The organism is Mesorhizobium montanum, assembly GCF_033977145.1.
Classification (GTDB): Bacteria; Pseudomonadota; Alphaproteobacteria; order Rhizobiales; family Rhizobiaceae; genus Mesorhizobium; species Mesorhizobium montanum.
Genome location: NZ_JAVIJF010000040.1, coordinates 1 through 25,830 on the forward strand (window position 1 = coordinate 1; position 25,830 = coordinate 25,830).

The following is a 25,830-nucleotide window of genomic DNA, read 5'->3' on the forward strand; positions in this document are numbered from 1 at the left end:
CGAGCGCGCTGGATGGATCCGCAGGCAGCCCGGCGTCGCGCGCAGCATTGAACTGCTCCTCGACCCCGACAGCCTGCCCAGGCTACAACCCATCGAAACCGTCAAATCCCCTGTGCACAGGTACTAGATCGTCTCCAAAGTATGCCGGGCAATCATCGCCTCCTCGTCGGTGGCGATGACGCGTACTTCGACACGGCTGGCCGTCGTGCAGATTTTCTCGGCATTGCGCGCGTTTGCGTCGCGGTCGAGTTCGACGCCCAGCCATGCAAGCCTTCGACAGACGAGTTCGCGCACGCGCGGTGCATGCTCGCCGATGCCCGCCGTGAAGATCAATCCGTCCAGGCCGCCAAGCGAACTGACGAGCGCGCCGGCTTCACGTGCGATTCTGTAGCAGAAGAGTTCGACCGCTTCGGCGGCATGGATGTCGGTGCTCGCGAGCAGAGCGCGCATGTCGCTGGCGATGCCGCCGGAAACGCCTCGCAGCCCGCTGCGGCGATAGAGCAGATCCTCGAGCTCGGCCACTGCCATGCCGCGTTGCTGCAACAAATGGAGAATCACGCCCGGATCGAGATTGCCGGGCCGCGTGCCCATCATCAGCCCGTCGAGCGCGCTGAACCCCATCGTTGTGTCGATGCTTTCGTTCTTGTGCAAAGCGCAAAGACTGGCGCCATTGCCCAGATGCGCGACGATGACGCGTCCTCTGGTCAGATCAGGAGCGGTCTCGGACAACCGGCGCGAAATATACTCATATGACAACCCGTGAAAGCCATAGCGTCTGACGCCCGCCGCCTCGTATTCGCGCGGCAACCCGAGCCGTCTGGCGACGACCGGCATCGTGTGATGAAAGGCTGTGTCGAAACAGACGACCTGGGGAAGATCGGGTCGCAGTTTTGCAATGGCCCGGATAGGCGCGATGTTCTGTGGCTCGTGCAACGGGGCCAGCGGCGTCAGGCTGTCGAGCACGGTCAGGAGATCGGGCGTGACGCGCTCGGGTCCGACATGGTCGGGGCCGCCATGCACGACGCGGTGCCCGACCGCGACAACGCGATAATTGTCCGCGTGATCTTCAATCCAGCCGATCACCTTGGCGAAAAGGGACTGAAAGTCGCCCGCACTTTCTGGCCAGCTCTGGTCGACGAGTGCGCTGCCGGTTGCATCCTTGGCGGTCAGCCTTGGTGCGGTATCGATTTCCTCGATCTCGCCGCGCAAGGCGAGGAGCGGGCTAGCACCCTCGATCGCGAAGAGTGCGAATTTGAGACTTGATGAACCGGCATTGAGTGTGAGGATCGCGTCCGTCATCGCCTCGACCTCCTGATCCGCTGGCCTATCTTGACCGTGAAATGCCGACTTGACCGACATCAAGGCGATCGGGTTCGCGACCTGTCACTCAGAATCCGACCCAAGCCTGCTTACTCTCAGCGGTCATGATCATCTGCCTATTGTCCTTCCAGGGAGAACGCAAATGACGACTGGAAACAAGACCCTCGTTGCGCGCGAGAGTGCGCCGCTCTCGGCGAAGGAAATGGAACTGATGCACGCGTGGTGGCGCGCGGCGAACTACCTCTCGGTCGGCCAGGTCTACCTTCTCGACAATCCATTGCTGCGCGAGCCGCTCAGCCCGGAGCACGTCAAGCCGCGCCTCCTCGGTCATTGGGGCACCACGCCCGGCCTCAATTTCATCTACGTCCATCTGAACAGGGTCATCAAGAAGCGCGGCGAGAGCGTTCTTTTCATTGCGGGGCCTGGTCATGGGGCGCCCGGCGTCGTCGCCAACACATGGCTGGAAGGTACCTACAGCGAACTCTATCCCGAGGTCTCGCAGGACGAGGCCGGCATGTGTCGTCTGTTCCGGCAGTTTTCGTTCCCGGGCGGCATCCCGAGCCATGCGGCGCCCGACACACCAGGGTCGATCCATGAAGGCGGCGAACTTGGTTATTCCCTGTCGCATGCCTTCGGCGCCGTCTTCGACAATCCCGACGTCATCGCGGCATGCGTCGTCGGTGACGGCGAGGCCGAGACCGGACCGCTGGCGACATCCTGGCACGGAAACAAGTTCCTCAACCCGGCAAGCGATGGCGCGGTGCTGCCGATCCTGCATCTCAACGGCTACAAGATCGCCAATCCGACGGTGCTCGCGCGCATCAGCCCGGCCGAACTGGAGGCACTCTTCAAAGGCTACGGCTATCGGCCGATCTTGGTCGAAGGCGACGAGCCTTCGGACATGCACCAGAAAATGGCCGCCGCGCTCGACGATGCCTTTGCGGCGATCAGCGAGATCCAGCGGCGGGCACGCGAAGGCGGCGAGGTGACACGGCCGATCTGGCCGATGGTCGTGCTGAGGTCGCCGAAGGGCTGGACAGGCCCCAAAACCGTCGATGGCAAGAAGGCCGAAGGGTTTTGGCGATCGCACCAGGTGCCGTTCACGATGGAAAAACCCGAACATCTCGGGCTGCTGAATGACTGGCTTCGCAGCTACCGGGCCGATGAACTGTTCGACGCCCAGGGCCATCTACGAGCCGAGATAGCGGCGCTGGCGCCAAGCGGTGAGCGCCGTATGAGCGCCAATCCGCACGCCAACGGCGGCACCCTGATGCGTCCGTTGCGGCTGCCGGATTTCAGGGACTATGCCGTGCCGGTCGCGCGCCCGGGTGGCTCGGATGCCGAGACGACAAGGGTTGCCGGCGCGTTCCTGCGCGATGTCATGCAGGCAAATGCGCAGTGGCGGAATTTCAGGGTGTTTGGTCCCGACGAAACCGCTTCCAACCGGCTGCAGGATCTATTCGATGCAACGGATAGGACCTGGGACGCCGAGACCTTCAGTTATGACGATCATCTCTCACCAGAGGGAAGGGTGATGGAAATCTTGAGCGAACACACCTGCCAGGGTTGGCTGGAGGGGTATCTGCTCACCGGACGGCACGGCTTCTTTTCTTGCTACGAGGCCTTCATCCACATCGTGGATTCGATGTTCAACCAGCACGCCAAGTGGCTGAAGGCGTCCAGGGAGATTGCCTGGCGACGTCCGATCGCATCCCTTAACTACCTTCTCACCTCCCATGTCTGGCGTCAGGACCACAATGGCTTCAGCCACCAGGATCCCGGCTTTGTCGATCATGTGGTGAACAAGAAAGCCGATATCGTTCGTGTCTACTTCCCGCCCGACGCCAACACGCTGCTTTACGTGACGGATCATTGCCTGCGAAGCTGGAACAGGGTGAATGTGATCGTCGCCGGCAAGCAGCGGCAGCCGCAATGGCTCGACATGGATCAGGCGGTCAAGCACTGCACCGCCGGCATCGGCGTCTGGGAATGGGCCAGCAACGATCGCGGCGGGGATCCCGATGCGGTGATGGCCTGTTGCGGCGACGTCCCGACGCTTGAGATGCTGGCGGCCGTGGACCTCCTGCGTTCGCATCTTCCGAAGCTCAAGATCCGCGTCGTCAACGTCGTCGACCTGATGACGCTGCAGCCCAAAAGCGAGCATCCACATGGCCTTTCGGATACGGACTTCGATGAGCTTTTCACGAAAGACCGGCCGGTCATCTTTGCCTATCACGGCTACCCCTGGCTGATCCATCGTCTCGCCTACAAGCGCACCAATCATGAAAACATGCACGTGCGAGGCTACAAGGAGGAGGGGACGACAACGACGCCGTTCGACATGGCGGTGCGCAACGACATCGATCGCTTCCACCTGGCGATGGACGTCATCGATCGCGTGCCGTCCCTGGGTTCGACCGCCGCCTATGTGAAACAGGCTTTGCGCGACAGGCTGATCGAGCACAAGCAATACATAGTCGAGCACGGCGCCGACATGCCTGGCGTCGGCGACTGGCGCTGGCCAGATGCGCCGCGCACCATGTGAGCCGATGATCGCAGACACGGCATGACCATGGCACTTGGCTTCAGCTGAAGGTTGATGGCTGGTCACCCACCTGACTTCGGCACCAGCAATGGAATAATGCGGTCGCTCTTGGCAACTGCCGGGCGCCCGGCCGCGCCATAGGGAATACCCAGCGCGTCCCAGGTCTCGACCAGCGCATCCTGCAGCTCGGCGATCAGCGCGTCCGAATGGAACGGCGTCGGCGTGATGCGCAGCCGCTCGGTGCCGCGCGGCACCGTCGGATAGTTGATCGGCTGGATGTAAATGCCGTGCACGCCGAGCATGAGCCTTGCCCGCCCGTCGAGCGACGTGCGTCCGCCGTCGCCGCAGGCATTCCCCGGCGCGCAACACGACGGCAATTCATTAAGCCCCCGCCTGAACCGCGCAGATAGTCGACCGCGTCAGGAAGCGCTTTTCTCTTCCGTTGTCGAGCGAGAACATTCCGCCGCGACCAGGCACCACGTCGATAATGAGATCGGTGTGTTTCCACACTTCAAATTGCGAGACGCTGATATAGACCGGGGTCTCGCCGATCTTTCCCAGCATCACGTCATGGTCGCCGACGATGAAATCGCTTTGCGAGTAGCACATCGGCGATGATCCATCGCAGCACCCACCCGACTGATGGAAAAGCACCGGGCCGTGGTCGGCGATGATTTCCACCAGGAAGGTTCTGGCTCCAGGTGTGGCCGAGACTTTCCCGAGCGAGATCTTTTCAAGCATCCTGCTCTCCTCCCGAGTTCCCGAGCCAATAAGGGCGCGGCCATAACGGCCGCACCCTTGGCTTTCCATCCGACGACGCTCAAAAGAAACCGAGCTTCTTCGGGCTATAGCTGACCAGCATGTTCTTGGTCTGCTGGTAATGGTCGAGCATCATCTTGTGGTTCTCGCGGCCGATGCCCGATTGCTTGTAGCCGCCAAATGCCGCATGCGCGGGATAGGCATGGTAGCAGTTGGTCCATACGCGACCGGCGTGTATGGCGCGGCCGAACCGGTAGCAGCGGTTCGCATCACGGCTCCAGATACCAGCGCCTAGGCCGTAGAGTGTGTCGTTGGCAATCGCCAACGCATCGTCGTCGTCCTTGAAGGTGGTGACCGACACCACTGGCCCAAAAATCTCCTCCTGGAAGACGCGCATCTTGTTGGTGCCCTTGAACACGGTCGGCTTGACGTAGTAGCCGCCAGCAAGATCGCCCGGCAGATGGTTCTGCTCGCCGCCGATCAGCACTTCGGCGCCCTCCTTCTTGCCGATGTCGAAGTAGGACAGGATCTTCTCCAACTGCTCGCTCGACGCCTGCGCGCCGATCATGGTGACCGGATCGAGCGGATCGCCCTGGACGATCGCCTCGACGCGCTTCAGCGCCTTTTCCATGAACTTATCGTAGATCTTCTCATGCACCAGGGCTCGGCTGGGGCAGGTGCAGACCTCGCCCTGGTTGAGCGCGAACATGACGAAGCCCTCGATAGCCTTGTCGAAGAAATCGTCGTCTTCAGCGGTGACATCCTGGAAGAAGATGTTGGGCGACTTGCCGCCGAGTTCCAGCGTCACCGGGATGAGGTTCTGGCTGGCATATTGCGAGATCAGCCGGCCGGTCGTGGTTTCGCCGGTGAAGGCGATCTTGGCGATGCGGTTCGACGAAGCGAGTGGCTTGCCGGCTTCCAGGCCGAAGCCGTTGACGATGTTGAGCACGCCGTCCGGCAGAAGGTCACCGATCAGGTCCGCCCACAGCATGATGGTGGCAGGCGTCTGTTCGGCCGGCTTCAGCACCACGCAGTTGCCGGCGGCAAGTGCCGGCGCCAGCTTCCATACGGCCATCAGGAGCGGAAAATTCCACGGGATGATCTGGCCAACCACGCCAAGCGGCTCATGGAAATGATAGGCGACGGTGTCGTCGTCGATCTGCGAAAGGCTGCCTTCCTGGCCACGCAGCGCACCGGCGAAATAGCGGAAATGGTCAATGGCAAGCGGCAAGTCGGCCGCCGTCGTTTCACGGATCGGCTTGCCATTATCCCAGGTTTCGGCGCGCGCCAGCAGATCGAGGTTTTCCTCCATGCGGTCGGCGATGCGATTGAGGATAAGCGATCGCTCGGCCACGCTGGTGCGCGCCCAGGCGTCTTTGGCCGCGTGCGCCGCGTCGAGGGCGGCCTCGATGTCCTGAGCGTCCGAGCGCGCCACCTCACACAGCAGTTGACCGTTCACCGGCGAGAAGTTCTCGAAGTACCGTCCGGAGCGCGGCTCGGTCCATCTACCGCCGATGAAATTGCCGTAGCGCCTGTCGAAGGGCGCCTTGACCGAACGCGAGAATTCAATCTTGTTCACATCTTCCTCCCAAAGCTGACGCCGCGGAATGCGACGCGTGGGACGAGATATGCTTGGGCAAGCGTTGATTGTCAGGCCGTCTAAACCAAGTCGTTCGGGTGAGTGTCTCAGAACTGACACAACTGGGCCGGCAAACTTAGTGGACGCGCCGCAACTCGAAGCGTTTCAATTTGCGATTCAGCGTAGCGCGGCTGATTCCGAGCGCCTCGGCGGCTGCCGAAACGTTGCCCGAGGTTCGGGCCAAGGCTCTCTGAAGTGCGGCGCGTTCGGCCCGACCGAGGCTTCCTGAAACACCCTCGGCATCGCTAAACAGGTCCATCGCAGGCAGGCTTCTTGTCAGCGATTCCTGGGAAAATCCCAATGCGATCCGTGCCGACCGTGTCGCTCCGACCACGAGATCGTCGCAGTCTACCGCGATAAGCCCGCCGGGCCCGCTGGTTGTTTCTGGAAGCAAGAGCACACGAGAACTTTGGAATGACCGGCGAAAATTCTCCGCTTCGATCCGCCTTGCGGCGTCCGCGACTGCGACCGAGATGAGGTTGGTGAACGCTTCGGTGAGATCGGCGCGGCAAGACGACACGTCGAGCGCCGCCGTGAGGTTGCCCTCATGATCGAAGATCGGTGCCGTCGTGCAACTCAGCAGCGTATTGCGTGCAAAAAAATGCTGATCGCGATGGATGGTCAGCGCTCGCCGCTCGGCAAGACAGGTTCCGATGCCGTTCGTGCCTTCGCTCGCCTCACTCCAGACGGAGCCCGTCCACAGTCCCCAATCTTCGAAGGTCCGGTCGTCGGAGGTGGCACCACGGCGATCCACCGGCACTCCGTCGCGGTCGGCCAGAAGCACGCAGCAGCCAACGCCGCCAACCGCGAGGTAGAGCCTGTCGAGGCTGGCCTGTGCCGCCATCTGCAGCGGCTCTATCCTCTGCCTGGCTCTTCTGAGCTCGGCGTCCGTCAGGCGCTTGGGCGACTTGCGCTCGGCGGGATCAAGCCGGTGCAGGTTCGAGGAACGTTGCCACGAAGCGAACAACGCCGATTTTGCCGCGGCGTCGGAATTGACCGCAGCCTGGACGCGATCTTCATGATGGCCGGCCGAGTGCCCGTTCACGCAATCCTCCCGTTTTCGAAACTTTCCCTTATCCGCTCGGTTGGCTTCTCGCGATATGCCCTGTCACGGGTGTTTCCAAGTTGCTCGCCAACCTGTCAATTCGCCTAAGGAACTAGTTTTGTACTCTTCAGCAGCTTGGCGATCGTCCACCGCGTTCCATCGGGCGCGCAATCGCCCGCCAAGGCTGCAGGATTAGAGTTCATTGGCCGTCGGTGAATTGATGTGGCGCAAATCGCCCGCTGGATCGCTCAACTTGCAGCAAAAAGGGCGTCGGAAGGGCTTGTCAAAACCGGGCGGTGTGATTGTGGCGTCAGGGCGTTTGGCAATCCGGCCCGCAAGAATGCCCCAGGCAATTGTCCTTGCATTTGGCATTGAGCCGATTCAGGTCAGCGCTTGAAGTGCAGGCTGACTAAGCTAACAAGATATAGCTCCAATTAAGAGCGGGACCATACGGAACGATACGGGAAGACTTCTGATTTTGGCCCACGAAAAAGTCAATGAAATCAATCTTACTAGCACATCCTCGGGGCCCACCAAAACCAGCGTCCCGCAACCGAGAAGGCGCTCACGGCATCATTCAGCAAGCCTATGTCCAAGGCAGCTCGACACGCTCGGTCGACGACTGGTCAAGGCGATGGGCATGAGCGGCGTCCGAGTCGAGAGCGGGTCGCGGTTGCGCCGATGGTTCATTGTGCCTGAAAATCTGCGGGCCAGGGATCTGCATCTTTCAAAAATCGACGACGGGCGTGTCCGGCATTTGCTGCTCGAACAAGGTCCAGAAGACGGAGTTCCGGCACTCGAAAAACCACCGCTCGAAATTCGCAAGCGCGGCATGGATGCTGGCGGATCGGTTCCCGTTCGAAACCCGGAACATTGCTAGCGCAACCGGCGCAAAATGCGAAATCACCTCCGAGCGCGCCTCGCTGTCGGCATTCCAGCCGAGGCTCGTGCGCAAGGCGGCGAAGGCGTGCGCCACGGCGATATCCTCACTTTCCGCCGGGGCCACGGCATCGGCGATCGCCTGCATGAGGTTGAACCGCCTGAAGGCGAACGCGCGGTCCTGCTCCAGCGCTGCAATCCGCCTTGCCGCTTCGTGACGGAAACTCGTCTCGGCAGACTTGGCGGCCTCCGCCGAAGTCCTCAGTTCAAGCAGAAAGGATGCTGGCATCGCGTCACTTCCTCGGAAAAGTCTAAGACGATGGCGGAAGAGAGTGGGAGTCGAACCCACCAAGGACCGGCTCGCGGCCCCTCCCGGATTTGAAGTCCGGACGCCCCACCGGGGACGATGCTCCTCCAGAATCTTCTGCCGGTGCCCCATTGTCGTCCTGGCGGTGAAACAGGTCCAGCCGATGCTTGTTGATGCGCCGCAGGTCGCCACGCCGCAGGGTGACGCTGTGCCGGTCGAGAAATTCGAGGATGTGAACGGCGACCTTGCGCCCGCCGCCCGCATTGTCGCGAAACTGTGCGACGCTGAACTGCCCGCCATGCTCGGCCGCCAGGCTGCAGACGATCTCGATTATCTCAGCCAGCGCCGGGCGAAGGAAGAAGTGATCATGCGCAACCTCGTGCACCGTGCCGATGCGACCGGTAAGCTTCAGAAGTCTGCGGATTTCCGCTTCCGGCCTGCCGAGCTCGTCCGCGATGTCGCGCACTCTTGGAGGGTGGAACCTCACCGAGCCGGCCATCAAGGGCTCGATCTCCCGCCATAGAGCCTCCTCCCTGGCCGCGAGACGAACCTCGTGGCCCGGAAGCCGTATCCAGGCACCGTCAAGCTCGATCTGATGGGCGCGGGCGAGGCTTCGCATGGCAGCAGCGAAGGCCGATGCAGGAAGACAGGGATCGAGGTGAAGGCGCAGTTTCTCCGTTCCGATGCCTGGCAAATCCGGGTTTCCGGCATGGAAGGCCTCCAGGAAAGCGTTCAGGTCGCGCTTGAAACGAGCCCAATGCATCGACGAAACCACAAACTGCGTCTGGCCGACAGCAAAGGTGACAAGGCCGAGACGATCGATCAGGCTTGCGACCTCGCCCGCGCCGAGCGCCCGGTCACGGGCGAAGGCGCCGAGGTCGAGATGGCGGGGCGGCGTGTCGAGAAGCGCCGCGACGGCCTTCTCGGGCGCCGGGACGGCGTATGCCTGGAGCCTGTCCAGCCGTTCCGGCGAGCGGCGTTTGCGGCCCGGTGCCCTGAGGTCGATGAAGCGCCCGCCGCCGATGGTTCGCTGCGCGGAGGTGTCGCGCACCACATAAGCGTCGCCGGCAGCGGCGGCGATCGGGCTCTCCATGACAATTTGAACCTTGGCCGTGCCGCCGGGCGCTATAGGCTCGTCACCGAGAAGGACGATCCTCGCCCCAACCTCGGCCGCGGCGTGATGGAGCCGCACCGGGAACCATTGCCCGATCGGCTTTGGCTCGCCGGGCAGTACACGCAGCTCGGCGTCGATCCTGTCCGTCGGCGCGTGAAGCGCGGGATCGAGGATCACATTTCCGCGCCGGATCGCTTCCTTGCCGACGCCGTCGCCGGCAAGATTGAGAGCGCAACGGTTTCCGGCGTGGCCGCGCTCGGCCGCCCGGTTCTGGGCATGGATCGAGCGAATGCGCGCAGCAAGTCCCGACGGGCTCACCACGACGCCGTCGCCGACACCGGCGGAACCTGAAAGGACAGTGCCGGTGACGACCGTACCGATGCCGCGTAGGCTAAAGCAGCGGTCGACCGCAAGCCGAAAGCGGCCTGAGGCTGAGCGCCCGGCAAAGCGCGATGCCTCTTCGAACAACAGGCGTCGAAGGTCGTCGATGCCTTCTCCCGTGACGGCGGAGATGGGGATAACCTCAGCCTCTTCCAGGATGGTGCCCGCGAGGGCGGAGTGGATGTCGGCGGCGACAGCCGCGCGTCGTGCGGGATCGGCCAGATCGCATTTCGAAAGCACGACCAGCCCACGACTGACGCCAAGGAGATCGACGATCGCCAGATGTTCACGCGTCTGCGGCATGACGCCGTCGTCTGCCGCCACCACCAGCAGCACGAAATCGATGCCGCTGGCTCCGGCGACCATGGTATGCACGAAGCGTTCATGGCCGGGAACGTCGATGAAACCGACGACGTCCCCGCTCAGCGTCGGAAGATAGGCGAAGCCAAGATCGATCGTCATGCCTCGCACCTTCTCTTCTTGCAGCCGATCCGTGTCGACGCCGGTCAGCGCTTGCACCAGCGCCGTCTTGCCGTGGTCGACATGTCCCGCCGTTCCGACGATCATGGCGCAGGCTCCTTGAGCGGCAAGATGGCGCGGCGCTCGGCCTCGGCGATTTCGTCCGCGGTGAGCGCAGCTCGTGCCGCGTCCATGTACCGGCCCGCGAGCACACTGCCGCCCGCTTGAGCGCGCAGGAGCCAGGCATAGGCTTCGACGGCGTCGGCGGGAACGCCGGCTCCGAGATGGCAGGCAGCGCCGAGCATGGCCTGGCCATCCGCGTCGCCGCGCAACGCGGCCTTGCGCCACCAACGGGTCGCCGCGGCAGGATCGCGTGGCACGCCGAAGGCTTCGTGGTGGAGCATGCCGACACGGGTCATCGCCGATGCGATCCCCTGCGCGGCGGCAGCCAGTGCCCAACGCCGTGCTTCGGCAGGGTCAGGCTCGATCACCTCACTTTCGAGAAGCATCCAGCTCAGCATGTCCTGCGCCGGTCCGTCGCCCTGCTCCGCCGCCGCCCGATAGAGCTCGGCTGCGCGGCTGTAGTTCTGCTCGACGCCTTCGCCGCGGAAACAGAGCGAGGCGAGGTTCCGCTGCCCGACCGGATCGCCGGCTTGCGCGGCGAGGACCAGCCAGCGGAAGGCGAGATTGCCGTCACGCTCGACGCCGAGCCCCTCGGCGAAGCAGGCACCGATATTGTTTTGGGCGCGCGCCGATCCAGACCGCGCCAGAGGCTCCCAGATGCCGAGCGCCGTGGTGTAGTCACCCCGTTTGGCAGCGTCGATGGCCGCGGCCAACTGGTTCGCTGCCGATGTCCGGGCGGGCTTATACGCGAGACGATCAAACCACCGCACCGCCGCCTCCTGGAGAGAAGCTCGCGAGATTGGCCACCATGCCGGCTTCGTCTTCAAGGCAACGCAGATCAAGCACGAGCGCCTGCTTTTCGATGCGTCCGATCACCGGAACGGGCAGCGCCCGCAATGCTGCCGCGAGCGTTTCCAGAGCCTGACCGCTTCCCGATTGGGGGCTGATGGCAAGCCCGCCGCTCGGAAGGGTGTCGAGCGGCAATGCGCCCGATCCGACCTGGCTGCGGCACTCAACCACGTCCACTGCAAATTCATCGCCGAGAATATTGGAGAAGAGGGGAGCGAGGCGCCTGGCCTGCGCGGCGATATCGACAGCGGAGCGCGCGAGCAGCCTCAGCGTCGGCAAGCGCTCCGCCAAGCGATCTGGATTGCGATAGAGCTTCAGCGTCGCCTCCAGCGCAGCCAGCCGGAGCTTGTCGAGGCGAAGGGCTCTCTTCATCGGGTTTCGGTTGACCTCGTCAAGAAGATCCTTTCGGCCGACGATGAGACCTGCCTGCGGTCCCCCGAGCAGCTTGTCGCCCGAGAAGGTGACGAGATCGGCGCCATCCGCAATCGCCTCGCCAACGGTTGGCTCGTGTGTCAGTCCGTATTGGGCGAGATCGATGAGCGTGCCGGAGCCGAGATCGTGGATGAGAGGCACACCGCGCTCCCTGGCGATGGCCGCAAGCTCGCGCGCCGAGACCTCGGCCGTGAACCCATCGATCCGGTAGTTGGACGTGTGCACCTTGAAAACGACCCCGGTCGACGGACCGATGGCCGAAAGATAGTCCCTGGGATGCGTGCGGTTTGTGGTGCCTATCTCAACGAGCTTTGCGCCCGCGCGGGTCATGATGTCCGGCATGCGGAAAGAGCCGCCGATCTCGATCAGCTCGCCGCGCGACACGACGGCCTCGCGCCCAAGCGACAGCGTGTTGAGGACGAGAAGCACCGCGGCCGCGTTGTTGTTGACGACGGTTGCGTCCTCGGCTCCGGTGAGCCCGCATATGAGGGTCCGCAGATGATCGTCACGTTCGCCGCGTCTGCCCGTCCTGATGTCGAATTCGAGCGCCACCGCTTCGCCCATGGCAGCGCGCATCGCCTCTGAAGCTTCGCCTGCTATGAGCGCACGGCCGAGATTGGTGTGCAGCACAGTGCCGGTCAGGTTGAAAACCGGGCGCAGCGATGGGCGCTCGGCGGCCTTCAGGCGGACGAGCGCGTCGGCGGCGAGGTCACTCGGCGCAGGCACTTCAGCCCCGGCACGGCAAGCCGCCCGTGCTTCTTCGAGCGCATCCCGGATGGCGCGCGTCGTGGACTGCTGCCCGAAGCGCTCTACCGCCGCGGCCGCGCGAGACGTCCTCAGCACGCGATCGACTGACGGGAGATCGCGCAAGCGGCTTGTGGGCAAACCGGTCATCGCGCACCTCAATAGCCTATGAGGAACGGATTGAAGGATCCGCGGCGATAGCCGCCTTCGCGGACGAGGATGTCGAGCCCAAGCGTCGCCACGTCGTCGGCAACCGGGTCGAGACCGGGATCCTTGTGCTGATGAAGGATCTTGACATAGCAGCCGCAGGAATCGCAGGTCTCGGCCTTCACCGTGCCCGGTCCGCCTTCGATCTCCTGATAGCCGATGCCCTTGGTCGAGCCGCACAGCGTGCACTTGATACGCACGTAGTTCCACTGAGTGCCGCACAACGAGCATGCGCAGAACCGTGCGCCATGAGCGCCCTGCCAGCCGACGATCATCGAGGATGTCGGGGGGCTGCCGCAGGCAGGGCATGCGCCGTCGCCTACCGGCACCAGTGCGCGGGGATCGAGGCGGGCGGCGAGACGGGCAAAGTGAACTTGCAGCGCGGCAGCAACATAGACGTGCTCGGCGAGCGCCTCCATCGGAATCGCATCGGCGAGCACATTGCGTGCCATGGTTTCGCGGTCCGCCGGAGTGGCCTGCTTCAAACGGTCCAGCGCATCGGCTGCTGCGACCGTCTTCTTGATCTCCGATGCCGCCACGACCAGGCGGTCGAGTGTCTCGGCGGCCGTATCGGGTGCCAGGTTGTTGCGGTCGAACGCCGGCATTCCGAAGCTGCGCGCACGCTCACGCGTTGCGGCATCGGGCATCTTCGACTCGGCCATGCCTTCCTGAATGCGGCGCTGCACATCGGCGAGGGCGGCAAGGAAGCGAAGATAGGGACCAAGGTCATGCCCTGCTGCCAGCGCGTTCCAGCGCTCAGCGCGGCGAGAAAACAGAAGCGCAGGCTCAGGAAGGCGGGCAAAGGGCGGAGCGGAGACTTCGCCGATGGCGGTGGGGTCGGAACCGGCCGGAATGATCTGTCTTGGCATTCGAACCTCACGAACCACACGGGCCACGTGGTTGCCTGACCGGCGCACACAATCATGCGCAAACACAAAACTAGGGCGGAAAAGTCATCCCGCCAGCGCTCGCTCTATTCGGCGGGCTTCGATCCCGAGGGTCCCGTTCCCTTGCTCGATTTGGTGACGAGCTCCCGCAGCCATTTGCGGTGATGCCGCCAGGCCCAGCCGCCGGTCACCCGTCCACGCGTCATGGCGGAAATGGTGCCGCGGACCCAGATGGCCGAGTAGAAATGGACGATCCAGACGCCGATGATCACGACTGCGGCGATGGAGTGGACAAGTATGGCCACGCGCTTCTGATCGATTGTCGTATACTGGGAGAAATATTGATCCCAAGCCACCAATCCGCTGGAGATGAGGATCAAAATCAGCACCGACATTGACCAGAAGACGAGCTTCTGGCCGGCATTGTACTTGCCGACCTCAGGGACATTGTCCTCCTGATTGGCCAACACGTCACGGAAACGCGCGAGCCACGTTCCGTCCTCGCGTCTCCACAAATTGGCCTTCCAGAACCGGAGAAAAAGCCCAAGGAAGCTGAAGAAGAGCACGACGCCGATCCATGGATGGATGAAGCGCGTGAACTGGCCCCCGCCGAAAAGGCGGGACAGGAAGAACAGGCTCGGGTGAAACATCGCAAGACCGGACAGCGCGAGCAGGATCAGGCTGGCCGCCGTTATCCAATGGTTGATCCTCGCCGCGACCGTGTAGCGGTCCACGATAACCGGCTTGCCGGGATGTATCTGTTCGTTCGGCTTCATGTCATCGGCGGCCATGGCTATCGCCTTCCGTCAATTCTTCGGCGTGCTCTTCATCCGCTGCGGTTACCCTGTTCGGTCCCATGATCAAATGGTGGAGCAAGCCGACGCCTGCAGCCACGCCCATGATCGTGAGGCCTGCATATTTGGTCACACCTTTCCATGCCTCTACCAACGGACTGATCCTCGGATCCTTCGGCAGGCCCGAGTAGATTTCCGGCTGGTCGGCATGATGGAGCACGTACATCACATGTGTCCCGCCGACGCCCGGCGGATCGTAGAGGCCGGCATTGACGAAGCCGCGCGACTTCAAGTCCTCGACGCGCTTGGCGGCCCAGCCCTTCATCTCGTCCTTGGTGCCGAAGACGATCGCCTGAGTTGGGCAGGCCTTGGCACAGGCCGGGCCTTGGCCGACCGCGACGCGGTCTGAGCACAGCGTGCATTTGTAGGCCGTGTGGTCGACCTTGGAGATGCGCGGAATATTGAACGGGCAGCCCTTGATGCAGTAGCCGCAGCCGATGCAGTTCTCGTGGACGAAATCGACGATGCCGTTCGAATACTGCACGATCGCGCCGGGCGCCGGACAGGCCTTGAGGCAGCCAGGATCGGCGCAGTGCATGCAGCCGTCCTTGCGGATCAGCCATTCGAGCTCGTTGGTTTCCGGATTGTCCCATTCGCTGTAGCGCATCAGCGTGAACATGTCCGGCGTCAGGTCGGGAGGGTTCTCGAAGGCGCCGGCGAAAACGCCGACTTCGGGATGCGTGTCGTTCCACTCGATGCAGGCCGTCTGGCACGCCTTGCAGCCGATGCATTTCGAGACATCGATCAGCTTGGCGACTTCCGTCAGCTTCTGCTCGGGGGCAGGCACGGTCGACGCCGACCGGCGGACGAGGTCTTTCTCGGAGAGACGTGTTGCCGTCCCCGTCGTCGAAGGGTTGGGGAGAGGAGGAAACATCGCTTGCTCCTCCTATGCCACCGGGCCCGGTGCGGGCTCGATATTGACCAGGAATGCCTTGTACTCGGGCGTCTCGATATTGGCATCGCCGACAAAGGGAGTGAGCATGTTCGGGCCAAAGCCTTTCTTCGCCGCTCCGGTGAACCCCCAGTGCAGCGGAATGCCGACGATGTGAATGGTCTTGCCGTCGCAGGTCAGCGGCCTGATCCGCTTGGTCACCATGGCTTTCGCCACGACCGACCCGCGCTTCGACCAGACGCGCACCCAGCCGCCCTTGGTGATACCCTTCTCGGCCGCAAGCTGCTCCGAAATCTCCACGAAGAACTCCGGCTGGATCACAGCGTTGACGATGACGTGCTTGGTCCAGAAATGGAAATGCTCGGTCAAGCGGTAGGAGGTCGCCGCATAGGGGAACTCCTTGGAACCCGCTTCGGCAAACTGGGCCATGTCGCCCTCGAATACACGGGCAGCCGGATTGCCGCGGACTTTGGGCGCGACCGGATTGACGATCGGTGACTCGAACGGCTCGTAATGCGCCGGGAACGGTCCGTCGCGCATCATGCCTCGGGTGAAGAGGCGCGAGACGCCTTCCGGGTTCATGATGAACGGGCCGACCTGGTCGGGCTTCGCGGTCGGCGTAATATCGGGCACGTCGTAACCCGACCATTTTTGGCCGTCCCATTCGACCACCTTGCGGCTCGGATCCCAGGGTTTTCCGGTGAGGTCCGCGGAGGCCCTGTTGTAGAGGATGCGGCGGTTGGCGGGCCATGAGAACGCCCATTTCGAATAGAAGCCGGCGTCATCCGGATCGGACGTATCGCGCCTGGCCATGTTGTTGCCGTTCTCGTTGAAGCAGCCGGAATAGATCCAGCAGCCGCAGGCCGTCGAGCCGTCGTCGCGCAATGCTGCAAAGCTCGGCAGTAGCTTGCCGGCTTCGGCCAGCACCTTCGTCGGGTCGGCGGTGTCGGTTACCCTGGCGAGCGCCCTGCCGTTGATCTCCTGCGCAAGTTCCTCGGCCTTTGGGTCGCCAGGATCGGCGTAAGGCCAGTTGAGCTTGACGATCGGATCGGGGAAGGCACCGCCTTCCTTGGTGCAGAGATCCTTCAGGCGAAGGTAGAGCTGCGCCATGATCCAGGTATCGCGCTTGGCTTCGCCGGGAGGTGTGCCGCCGGCCCAATGCCATTGCAGCCAGCGCCCTGAATTGACCAGCGACCCGTCGTCCTCGGCGAAGCAGGTCGAGGGCAGCTGGTAGACTTCCGTCTGAATCTTCGTCGGATCGACATCGTTGTACGGCCCGTGGTTCTCCCAGAACCGCCCCGTCTCCGTATCCAGCGGATCCATTATGACAAGGAATTTGAGTTTCGAGAGGGACTCGATCACCTTCTTCTTGTTCGGAGCGGCCTGCAGCGGGTTGAAGCCCTGGCAGAAATAGCCGTTCATCTTGCCCTGGTGCATCAGCTCGAAAGTACGCAGCAGGTCGTAGCCCGGCACGTCGAGCTTCGGCAGGTACTCATACGCGAAATCGTTCTCCGGCGTTGCCGCATCGCCCCACATCGACTTCTGGAAGCTCACGAAGAACTTCTTGTAGTTCTGCCAATAGCTCATCTGGTTCGGCCGCAGCGGCTTGAAACCGCGCGTCGACATGTAGGCTGCGAGGTCCGGCTCCTTCTGCGTCGGCACCGTGAGATAGCCGGGCAGCAGGTTCGACATCAGCCCGAGGTCGGTGAGGCCCTGGATGTTCGAATGGCCGCGCAGCGCGTTCATGCCGCCGCCGCGAATGCCGATATTGCCGAGAACAAGCTGCAGCATCGCCATGGCGCGAATATTCTGCGAGCCCTTCGAGTGCTGCGTCCAGCCGAGCGCGTACATCGAGGTCATCGCCTTGTCCGGTGAGGAGGTTTCGGCAACCATCTCGGCTACCTTCAGGAATCTCTCCTTCGGCGTGCCGCAGATGCGTTCGACCATCTCCGGCGTATAGACCGCGACATGGTTCTTGAGCAGGTTCCAGACGCAGCGGGGATTAGCCATTGTTGCGTCGACAACGGCAAAGCCGTCCGGCCCGATATCGTAATCCCAGGTGGACTTGTCGTAGTCCCGCTTCGCCTCGTCATAGCCTGAGAACAGGCCGTCCTTGTATGTGAAGCCGTCCTTGACGACATAGGTCGCGTTGGTGAAGGCCTTCACATAGTCCCATTGCACCTTGTTGTTTTGGATGCAGTGATTGATGAGCCCGAGCAGGAAGGCGATGTCCGTTCCCTGGCGGATCGGCGCATAGAGGTCGGACACCGAAGCCGAGCGCGTGAAGCGCGGATCAATGACGATGAGCTTGGCGCCGCGATTGGCCTTCGCTTCCGTGACCCACTTGAAGCCGCACGGGTGCGCTTCCGCCGCATTGCCGCCCATGATCACGACGAGATCCGTATTCCTGATGTCGGTCCAGGAATTGGTCATTGCGCCACGGCCGAATGTTGGGGCGAGACTCGCCACCGTTGGGCCGTGTCAGACACGTGCTTGGTTGTCGAACGCCAGTATGCCTGTGCTGCGGACTACCTTGTAGGTCGCGAACGCGGTTTCATTGGTCGAGGCCGAGGCGGCGAGGAAGCCTGTGGTGAGCCACCTGTTGACCGTCACGCCGTCATTGTTCTTCGCGACGAAGTTCTTGTCGCGATCGTCCTTCATCAGACGGGCGATGCGGTCGAGCGCGTCTTTCCAGGCTATCGGCTCGAACTTGTCGGATCCGGGCTTGCGCACCATCGGATGCTGCAGCCGGGTCGGAGACTTCACGAAGCCAAGCAGAGCCGATCCCTTGGGGCACAAAGTGCCGCGATTGGTCGGATGGTCGGTATCGCCCTCGATGTGGGTGATCTCGGCCTGCTCGCCCTTCCTGAGGTTCCCCTTCGAATACATGATGACGCCGCAGGCCACCGAGCAATAAGGGCAGGTGTTGCGCGTCTCGGCCGTGTTCACCAGCTTGAAGGGTCGTATCGCCGCCGCATGCGCGGCCTCGATGTCGGCGAAGCCGAAGGCTCCTAATGCCGTGCCGGCGACACCCGCGCCTGCGGTGAGCAGGAACGCGCGCCGCGAGAGTTCAACGTTCATCTGGATTTCCTCCCGAATTCCATGCCCATAGGCATCCAGAAGCAAGGGGAATACGGACGCCATTTTTGAGCCGAACTGGTCGAAGGTCATTTAGGGCGCAGATCGAAATCGGCAAATGTTTTGCGCAGGAAAATGCGATTGACGCTTTTCGGAATGTGGCACTACAGTGTGGTGTGGTGTTGGAAACGGCTCCCGCGTTGCGGGGCGATATCACCGAAGTACCTCCGCGCCTGACCAGCCTTGCTCACGGCGGCGGTTGTGGCTGCAAGCTGGCGCCCTCGGTCCTGCAGCAACTTCTTGCGGAGCAGATTGAATCCAATCCCTTTCGGCAGCTTCTTGTCGGTACCGAAACCGGAGATGATGCCGCGGTCTGGCAGATCGACGACACGATCTGTGTGCTCGCGACCACCGATTTCTTCATGCCGATGGTGGACGATCCGTACGACTTCGGCCGTATCGCCGCGACCAACGCGCTCTCCGACATCTACGCGATGGGCGGACAGCCGATCATGGCCCTGGCCATTCTGGGAGTGCCTCTCGAGAAGTTGCCGACGTACATGGTGCGAGAAATCCTAAAGGGCGGCCGCGACATTTGCGCCACAGCAGGAATACCGGTCGCCGGCGGTCATTCGATCGACACGCCGGAACCGATCTACGGGCTTGCCGTGATCGGCACCTGTCGGCCGGCGGACATCCGGCGCAATTCGACGGCCAGGTCGGGAGATGCGTTGATCCTGACGAAAGGGCTCGGCGTCGGAATCTATTCCGCGGCCATCAAAAGGCAGGCGTTGCCGCGCTGCGGCTATGAAGAGATGATTGCTTCGACGACCATTCTCAATCGGATCGGAGTCGAACTCGCCGCGGAAGCAAGCGTGCATGCGATCACGGATGTGACCGGCTTCGGCTTGATCGGACACGCCCTTGAGATGGCGCGCGGTTCAGGGTGCGTACTCGTGATCCGAGACCACGATGTTCCCGTCTTTGCACAGGCCGCCTCGCTTGCGGAACAAGGCTTCGTCACTGGCGCATCGCGACGTAATTGGGCGAGTTACGGCGATGCGGTGCGGCTGCCCAAAGGCATGCCGGAGTGGCGGCGCCATCTTCTTACCGATCCACAGACTTCAGGCGGGCTGCTGATCGCCTGCGAACCCGGCAGTGCCGACGCCCTGGTCGAGAGGGCCATCGCAAGCGGCTACCCGTCGGCTAGAGCGATCGGATGTGTCGAGCGCGGCCGACCTGCCGTAGTGATCGAGGAATGAGCCAACTCGTCGAGCTTCTTGTCTCCGGCTTGACCCTTCAGCGCGGTAGATGGCGAGGCACGGACGAACGGCTCGACATGGCCAAGTTGACCCGCGCCGACGATGAGAATGGAAGCTTTTCTCGTTGCACGACTATCGCCTTTCTCAAATTGCGGGTACGCCAATCGCCTTCAGCCTCAGGTCCGCGATGGCGCACAGGACGATGAGCGGTTTCGACAGCTGCGTTCGCCATGGCAATTTTCCAGCGTGAAACAGATCGTGATATCCGGCGAACGCATGCGACCGCCGCAGGTTGCGGACTAAATTGGTGACCTGTCCGCGGTGGCGGTCACCATTCTGTGATTCCGGCACGGCTCCGGAACCTTCGTGGCGAAAGTACCGTTAGGTGTCGTCAACTCAGAGGTTGCCTTCAGCAGAATCGGCGAGGGGATGCCGCAGATCTTCTCGAAAAACGCCAACGGCGTTGCGCGCTTTGTCATCTGGGGAAGTTGTGCAGTTCTGCTGATCGCCGCCGCGATCGGGATCATCCTTCCCCGTTCGGACCTGGTAATGGGAGTAGGTGAGCCATTGGCGCAGCCGGTGCCGTTCAGTCACAAGCACCATGTCGGCCAGCTCGGCATCGATTGCCGCTACTGCCATAACGGTGTCGAAACCTCGTCTTCGGCGGGTCTGCCGGCCACCGAAGTCTGCATGACCTGCCATTCGCAACTCTTCACCAACGCCGACATGCTGGCGCCGGTGCGTGCGAGCCTGGCAAATGGGAAGCCCATCGAATGGCAACGTGTCAACAGCGTCCCCGACTTCGTCTTCTTCAATCACGCGATCCACATCAATAAGGGCGTCGCCTGCGAGACCTGCCACGGCGAGGTTGACGAGATGCCGCTGACAAGGCGGGCGCATACGCTGAGCATGGAATGGTGCCTCGGCTGCCATCGCAACCCGCAGTCCAATTTGCGTCCGCCGCAGGACGTATTTCTGATGCACTGGCAGCCACCCGAGGACATCGCTGACATCAGGCGAAAGCTGATCGGCATGCTCGACATCCATCCCGAGACAATGACCGATTGCTATGTCTGCCATCGCTGACAACAGGCCTGGTTCGGCCATCGACATCGCGGCTTTGCGCAAGCGGCTGGCGAAAGGCGGCGAGACATGGCGCAGCCTGGATGAGGTCGCGGGCACGGCGGAATTCCGCCGCTTTGTCGAAGCCGAGTTCCCGGCGATTGCCGAGCGCCTGCCGGTAAAGCCGAACCGGCGGACGCTGCTGAAGCTGATGGGCGCCTCGCTGTCGCTTGCCGGGCTGGCCGCCTGCAGCAGGGCGGAAAGCATCGTGCCCTATGTAAGCCAGCCGGAAATTCTCGTTCCCGGCAAGCCTGTTTATTACGCGACCACGCTGTCGAGCGACGGCTTCGGTGTCGGCGCTATCGTCGAAAGCCATGAAGGGCGGCCGACCAAGGTCGAGGGCAATCCGGACCACCCGGCATCGCGCGGCGCGACCGATGCGGTGATGCAGGCAGCGGTGCTGACGCTGTTCGATCCCGACCGCTCGCGCACACCGCTCAAGGATGGCGAACCAGCATCGTATGGCGATTTCCTCAAAGACATGGCGGCGCTCGTCTCGCGATGGACGGCATCGCAAGGACAGGGCGGAGCCCTGCTTCTCGATGCCTCGACGTCGCCGACCCTTGCGGCGCAGATCGATACGCTGCGGGCGCGCTATCCGAGACTGAAAATCTATCGCCATGATCCGCTGACGACGCCCGCTGCGGGAGAGGCGTCGCGTGCCCTGTACGGATCGGCGCTGACGCCAATCCACCACTTGGACCGTGCCGAGGTGATTTTCAGCCTCGATGCCGATTTCCTCGGCGAAGGGCCGGGACGACTCGCCTATGCGCGCGACTTCGCGGCGAGGCGGCGGGTGCGCAATCCATCCGACCGAATGAGCCGGCTTTATGCCGTGGAGTCGACGCCGACGATCACCGGCGCGGCAGCCGACCACCGGCTTGCGATCAGGCCCAGCGCGATCGAAACCGTGGCTGGTGGATTGAATGCGGCGTTGGGCGGCCAAGCCGGAGCTTCCGATTCGCCAATCGACCAAGTGTGGATGGCGGCATTGCTCGAAGACCTGAAGACGGCGGGCCGAAACGCGCTGGTGATCGCGGGGCCACAGCAGAGCGCCTTCGTTCACGCTGCCACGCTTGCCGCCAATGCGAAGCTTGGCGCACTTGGCAACACGGTGGAGCTGATCGAACCTCCGGACGCATTGCAAGTCGACGGCGACCTCGGAGCGCTGTGTGAGACAATCGGCGATGGCGTTATCGACACGGTCGTAGCGCTCAGCGCAAACCCGCTGTACACGGCCCCGGCGGGCCTTGACGCGCACAAGGCGTTCTCGAGCCTGAAGCTGCTTGTCCATCATGGGCTCTATCGCGACGAGACCGCTTTCCTGGCGCACTGGCATGTACCGGCGGCGCATGAGCTCGAGAGCTGGGGCGATATACGTGCCCACGATGGCACCACCTCGCTGGTGCAGCCGCTGATCAAGCCGCTTTACGACGGCAAGACCGTACACGAGCTGCTCGCCGTGCTCAGCAGTCGGTTCGAGGCCGATCCGCTGTCGCTCGTCAGGCAGCATTGGGCAGCGCTTGATGACGACGCCTGGAAGAAGGCATTGCGCGGCGGCATTGTGCCGAACACCGCCGCCAAGCCCGTATCCGTCAGCGTGCCGCCTGATCTGGGCGGCCTTAGGCCGGCGGCGAAAGCGGGCAACGGTATCGAGATACGCTTCGTCGCCGATCCGTGGCTGCGTGACGGTCGCCTTGCCAATGCATCGTGGCTGCAGGAACTGCCGCGGCCACTGACCAAGATCGTTTGGGGCAACGCCGCACTCATCTCGCCTGCTACTGCCGAACGACTGAAGATCGACAACGGCAAGATCATCAATGTCGCGGTCAATGGGGCGGAGGTCGATGCGCCTGCCTGGATCGTGCCCGGTCATCCCGGTGAGACGGTTACGCTTTCCTTCGGTTTCGGGCGGAAGGTCGGCTCCGTTGCCGCGCTGTCTGAAGGCTACGATGGCTTCCACTTGCGTCATGGTTCGGAATGGTTCGCGGCCGGCGCGGCCATAACGCCTCGCGAGAACAGCGTGCGCGTCATCACCACACAGCACCACCAAGCGATGGAGAGGCGTGCCATCGTGCGCCATGCTGCTCTCGATGCATTCCGGCAGAACCCGGATTTCGTTCGCAAGGATGCGCCGCCGTCACCAAAGGAATCACTCAATCCCGACTGGCGCTACGATCAGGAAGCCTGGGCGATGGCGATCGACCTCTCGGCCTGCATCGGCTGCACGGCCTGCGTCTCGGCCTGCCAAGCAGAAAACAACATCGCGCCGGTCGGACCGGAAGAATGCGAGCGTGGCCACGAAATGCATTGGCTGCGCGTCGACCGCTACTATGCCGGCCCTGTCGACGCGCCTGAGACCTTCTTCCAGCCGGTGCCGTGCATGCATTGCGAGAAGGCGCCCTGCGAAGTGGTCTGCCCGGTCAACGCCACGGTGCATACACATGATGGGCTGAATGCCCAAGTCTATAATCGTTGCATCGGCACGCGCTACTGTTCGCAGAACTGCCCCTATAAGGTTCGGCGGTTCAACTTCCTCGACCATCAATCCTTCGACAAGGACGAGGCAGGTCCGGAACAGGGCGTGCACAATCCAAATGTCAGCGTGCGCTCGCGCGGCGTCATGGAGAAATGCACCTACTGCGTCCAGCGAATCAGTGCCAAGCGCATTCAGGCGCAGATCGAAAACCGCGACATTGCCGACGGCGAAGTGGTCACCGCCTGCCAGCAGGCCTGCCCGACGCACGCCATCACCTTCGGCGACCTCAACAGGAAGGATGCCAACGTTGTCCGCGAAAAGAGCGCGCCGCAGAACTACGCGCTGCTCGAAGAGCTGAACACGCGGCCGCGCACGACGTATCTCGGCAGGATTTCCAATCCGAACGGCAAGCTTGCCCGGCCGGGCGAGGCGACCGATGGCTGAAGCGAGCGCGAATGGCCCCGCCGTACTGCGCGGCCGCCACGATTTTCCCGAGATCAGCGGACGCATCGGCTCGATCGTGCTCGACGGCCGGCTGCCGCGGCATTTCTGGACCGCCTTCTTCCTCTGCTTTCTGCTCGTGCTGCTGTTCCTCTATTCGATCACTTACCTGATCTCGGTCGGCGTCGGCGCCTACGGCATCGACATTCCCGTCGCCTGGGGCACGATGATCTCCAACTTCGTCTGGTGGATCGGCATCGGCCATGCCGGCACGCTGATCTCGGCCGTACTCCTGCTGCTGCGGCAGCCATGGCGCGCCTCGATCAATCGCTTTGCCGAGGCAATGACCCTGTTTGCCGTCGCCATGGCGGGGCTGTTCCCGATCCTGCATCTCGGCCGGCCCTGGTTCTTCTACTGGTTGCTGCCGTTGCCCAATGTGCATATGCACTGGCCGCAATGGCGCAGCCCACTGGTCTGGGATTTTGCCGCGATCGCCACTTACGCGACCGTTTCGCTGCTGTTCTGGTACATGGGACTCTTGCCGGACTTGGCGGTCTTGCGCGACCGCGCCAGGTCGAGACCGGCGCAGCTCTTCTACGGCATTTTGGCGCTCGGCTGGCGCGGCTCAGCCTACCATTGGGCGCGCTACCAGGTCGTCTATTTCCTGCTTGCGGCTTTGGCTACGCCGCTCGTCGTCTCCGTGCATTCGATCGTCTCGCTCGACTTCACTTTTGCGATCACGCCCGGCTACCATTCGACGATCTTCCCGCCCTATTTCGTCGCCGGCGCGCTGCTCTCCGGCTTCGCCATGGTGCTTACCATCGCCATCCCGCTGCGCTGGGCCTTTTCGGTCAAGGACCTGATCACCGTCAGGCACATGGAGAACGCCGCCAAGCTGATGATCGCCGCCGGCATGATCGTCGTGTATGGCTATGTCTCGGAAGCGTTCTTCGCTTGGTACTCCGGCGAGTCTTACGAACGCGCAATGATGGTGCAACGCGCCATTGGCCCTTACGCGCCGCTCTTCTGGACGATGCTCAGCCTGAATTGCGGCCTGCTGCAGTTGCTTTGGTTCAGACGCATCCGGCGCAACATGCCACTGCTGTTCGTGATCGCCATTGCCATCAACGTCGGCATGTGGATCGAGCGCTACGTCATCGTCGTCACCGCACCGAGCCGCGACTACCTGCCATCGGCCTGGGGCGAGCAGTCGCTGACCTGGCTCGATTTCGGTATCCTGTTCGGTTCGATCGGCACTTTCTTTGCGCTTGTCTTCCTGTTCATCCGCATCCTGCCGGCAATCACCATCTTCGAGGTGGAGGAACTGGCCGAAGAGGAGGGCAAGCTTCGATGAGCCTCTACGGCCTCATGGCGGTGTTTGCCGATCCGGAAGCGCTGATAGAGGCAGCGCGCGGCATGCGCGAGCGCGGCTACCGGCGCATGGACGCCTTCTCTCCGTTTCCGATGAAGGAGCTGGACGAGATACTGGAAATCCGGGCCACGCGCCTGCCTTGGGCCGTCCTTGCCGGCGGCATCGCCGGCGCCGCTCTCGTCTATGCGCTGATCTGGTATTCGGTGGAGATCGACTATCCTGTCAATGTCGGCGGAAGGCCGCTGCATTCCTGGCCGCCTTTCGTCGTCATCGCCTTTGAAGCCGGCATTCTGGGCGCCGCCTTGGCAGGCTTCCTGGGGGTGCTCGCGGCCAACGGGCTGCCCCGCTACTATCATCCGGTCTTCAACGCCAAGAGCTTCAGCTACGCGCGCGGCGGCAGGTTCTATCTTCTCATCGAAGCGGACGATCCCAAATATCGTAAAGGCGTGACCCGGGGTCAGCTGACGCGGCTCGGCGCCGAGACCGTCGAGGAGGTCGAGGCGTGAGCGGCCCTCGCCTCACATTCGTGCTCGGCGCGCTGATCGTTGCCGGCTGCCGGCAGGACATGGAGGATCAGCCGCGCTACGATCCGCTGGAGGCCAGCAACCAGTTCGCCGACGGCATGTCGGCCCGTACGCCG

The 25,830-nt window shown here is 62.7% G+C and carries 17 protein-coding genes, 1 tRNA gene and 2 pseudogenes; 6 read left to right on the forward strand and 14 right to left on the reverse strand.

Annotated features, from left to right (window positions below; all coding sequences use genetic code 11):
* Positions 1-123: 123 nt before the first annotated feature.
* Complete coding sequence (locus RFM68_RS32585; RefSeq protein ID WP_320237042.1) at positions 124-1,299, reverse strand: acetate/propionate family kinase; 1,176 nt, start codon at positions 1,297-1,299, stop codon at positions 124-126.
* Positions 1,300-1,462: 163 nt separating this feature from the next.
* On the opposite strand from RFM68_RS32585, the gene RFM68_RS32590 reads away from it, so the two are divergent.
* Entirely contained in the window at positions 1,463-3,865 is a 2,403-nt protein-coding gene (locus RFM68_RS32590; protein ID WP_320237043.1) for a phosphoketolase family protein, read from the forward strand.
* Positions 3,866-3,927: 62 nt separating this feature from the next.
* Here RFM68_RS32590 and RFM68_RS32595 read toward each other — a convergent pair.
* From RFM68_RS32595 to fdnG, 13 genes and pseudogenes are all read right to left on the reverse strand, one after another.
* Positions 3,928-4,167, reverse strand: a pseudogene (locus RFM68_RS32595) (5-aminolevulinate synthase); the annotation flags it as partial.
* Between the two features lie 79 nt (positions 4,168-4,246).
* Positions 4,247-4,606 (reverse strand): DUF779 domain-containing protein, encoded by a 360-nt coding sequence (locus RFM68_RS32600; RefSeq protein ID WP_320237044.1) that lies wholly within the window; start codon positions 4,604-4,606, stop codon positions 4,247-4,249.
* Between the two features lie 79 nt (positions 4,607-4,685).
* Complete coding sequence (adh, locus tag RFM68_RS32605; protein WP_320237045.1) at positions 4,686-6,203, reverse strand: aldehyde dehydrogenase; 1,518 nt, start codon at positions 6,201-6,203, stop codon at positions 4,686-4,688.
* 136 nt (positions 6,204-6,339) lie between these two features.
* Positions 6,340-7,308 (reverse strand): GAF domain-containing protein, encoded by a 969-nt coding sequence (locus RFM68_RS32610; protein ID WP_320237046.1) that lies wholly within the window; start codon positions 7,306-7,308, stop codon positions 6,340-6,342.
* 727 nt (positions 7,309-8,035) lie between these two features.
* Positions 8,036-8,335 (reverse strand): hypothetical protein, encoded by a 300-nt coding sequence (locus tag RFM68_RS32615; protein WP_320237047.1) that lies wholly within the window; start codon positions 8,333-8,335, stop codon positions 8,036-8,038.
* 172 nt (positions 8,336-8,507) lie between these two features.
* Positions 8,508-8,603: transfer RNA gene (locus RFM68_RS32620), tRNA-Sec, on the reverse strand.
* A gap of 126 nt (positions 8,604-8,729) precedes the next feature.
* A pseudogene (gene selB / locus RFM68_RS32625) lies at positions 8,730-10,556 on the reverse strand (selenocysteine-specific translation elongation factor); the annotation flags it as partial.
* On the reverse strand, positions 10,553-11,341 hold the full coding sequence (locus tag RFM68_RS32630; RefSeq protein ID WP_320237048.1) for a tetratricopeptide repeat protein: 789 nt from the start codon (positions 11,339-11,341) through the stop codon (positions 10,553-10,555). The pseudogene selB and the gene RFM68_RS32630, both read right to left, overlap by 4 nt.
* The gene (gene selA, locus RFM68_RS32635) at positions 11,328-12,746 is read right to left on the reverse strand and encodes an L-seryl-tRNA(Sec) selenium transferase (RefSeq protein WP_320237049.1); all 1,419 of its coding nucleotides are present in this window, start codon (positions 12,744-12,746) and stop codon (positions 11,328-11,330) included. Before selA ends, RFM68_RS32630 begins: the two co-directional genes overlap by 14 nt.
* An 8-nt stretch (positions 12,747-12,754) precedes the next feature.
* On the reverse strand, positions 12,755-13,672 hold the full coding sequence (gene fdhE, locus RFM68_RS32640) for a formate dehydrogenase accessory protein FdhE (protein WP_320237057.1): 918 nt from the start codon (positions 13,670-13,672) through the stop codon (positions 12,755-12,757).
* A gap of 104 nt (positions 13,673-13,776) precedes the next feature.
* Complete coding sequence (locus RFM68_RS32645) at positions 13,777-14,481, reverse strand: formate dehydrogenase subunit gamma (protein WP_320237050.1); 705 nt, start codon at positions 14,479-14,481, stop codon at positions 13,777-13,779.
* The gene (fdxH, locus tag RFM68_RS32650) at positions 14,468-15,418 is read right to left on the reverse strand and encodes a formate dehydrogenase subunit beta (protein WP_320237051.1); all 951 of its coding nucleotides are present in this window, start codon (positions 15,416-15,418) and stop codon (positions 14,468-14,470) included. Before fdxH ends, RFM68_RS32645 begins: the two co-directional genes overlap by 14 nt.
* 12 nt (positions 15,419-15,430) lie before the next feature.
* Positions 15,431-18,517, reverse strand: coding sequence for a formate dehydrogenase-N subunit alpha (fdnG, locus tag RFM68_RS32655; RefSeq protein WP_320237052.1), 3,087 nt, complete (start codon positions 18,515-18,517; stop codon positions 15,431-15,433).
* A 209-nt stretch (positions 18,518-18,726) separates the two neighbouring features.
* Here fdnG and selD point away from each other — a divergent pair, with 209 nt between their 5' ends.
* The 5 genes from selD (at position 18,727) to RFM68_RS32680 (ending at position 25,696) form a co-directional block, all read left to right on the forward strand.
* Positions 18,727-19,776: a selenide, water dikinase SelD gene (selD, locus tag RFM68_RS32660; RefSeq protein WP_320237058.1), complete on the forward strand. Its 1,050-nt coding sequence runs from the start codon at positions 18,727-18,729 to the stop codon at positions 19,774-19,776.
* Between the two features lie 366 nt (positions 19,777-20,142).
* Positions 20,143-20,862, forward strand: coding sequence for a cytochrome c3 family protein (locus RFM68_RS32665; protein ID WP_320237053.1), 720 nt, complete (start codon positions 20,143-20,145; stop codon positions 20,860-20,862).
* The gene (locus tag RFM68_RS32670; protein WP_320237054.1) at positions 20,846-23,821 is read left to right on the forward strand and encodes a TAT-variant-translocated molybdopterin oxidoreductase; all 2,976 of its coding nucleotides are present in this window, start codon (positions 20,846-20,848) and stop codon (positions 23,819-23,821) included. Before RFM68_RS32665 ends, RFM68_RS32670 begins: the two co-directional genes overlap by 17 nt.
* Complete coding sequence (gene nrfD, locus RFM68_RS32675; protein ID WP_320237055.1) at positions 23,814-25,172, forward strand: NrfD/PsrC family molybdoenzyme membrane anchor subunit; 1,359 nt, start codon at positions 23,814-23,816, stop codon at positions 25,170-25,172. The genes RFM68_RS32670 and nrfD overlap by 8 nt, the downstream gene beginning before the upstream one ends.
* The gene (locus RFM68_RS32680; protein ID WP_320237056.1) at positions 25,169-25,696 is read left to right on the forward strand and encodes a DUF3341 domain-containing protein; all 528 of its coding nucleotides are present in this window, start codon (positions 25,169-25,171) and stop codon (positions 25,694-25,696) included. The genes nrfD and RFM68_RS32680 overlap by 4 nt, the downstream gene beginning before the upstream one ends.
* Positions 25,697-25,830 lie beyond the last annotated feature (134 nt).

Excerpts from the sequence above, each read along its gene's own strand:
- RFM68_RS32585 (WP_320237042.1), bottom strand. The coding sequence starts at position 1,299 with ATGACGGACGCGATCCTCACACTCAATGCCGGTTCATCAAGTCTCAAA.
- RFM68_RS32590 (WP_320237043.1), top strand. The coding sequence starts at position 1,463 with ATGACGACTGGAAACAAGACCCTCGTTGCGCGCGAGAGTGCGCCGCTC.
- RFM68_RS32600 (WP_320237044.1), bottom strand. The coding sequence starts at position 4,606 with ATGCTTGAAAAGATCTCGCTCGGGAAAGTCTCGGCCACACCTGGAGCC.
- RFM68_RS32615 (WP_320237047.1), bottom strand. The coding sequence starts at position 8,335 with ATGCAGGCGATCGCCGATGCCGTGGCCCCGGCGGAAAGTGAGGATATC.
- selA (WP_320237049.1), bottom strand. The coding sequence starts at position 12,746 with ATGACCGGTTTGCCCACAAGCCGCTTGCGCGATCTCCCGTCAGTCGAT.
- fdhE (WP_320237057.1), bottom strand. The coding sequence starts at position 13,672 with ATGCCAAGACAGATCATTCCGGCCGGTTCCGACCCCACCGCCATCGGC.
- RFM68_RS32645 (WP_320237050.1), bottom strand. The coding sequence starts at position 14,481 with ATGGCCGCCGATGACATGAAGCCGAACGAACAGATACATCCCGGCAAG.
- fdxH (WP_320237051.1), bottom strand. The coding sequence starts at position 15,418 with ATGTTTCCTCCTCTCCCCAACCCTTCGACGACGGGGACGGCAACACGT.
- RFM68_RS32670 (WP_320237054.1), top strand. The coding sequence starts at position 20,846 with ATGTCTGCCATCGCTGACAACAGGCCTGGTTCGGCCATCGACATCGCG.
- nrfD (WP_320237055.1), top strand. The coding sequence starts at position 23,814 with ATGGCTGAAGCGAGCGCGAATGGCCCCGCCGTACTGCGCGGCCGCCAC.
- RFM68_RS32680 (WP_320237056.1), top strand. The coding sequence starts at position 25,169 with ATGAGCCTCTACGGCCTCATGGCGGTGTTTGCCGATCCGGAAGCGCTG.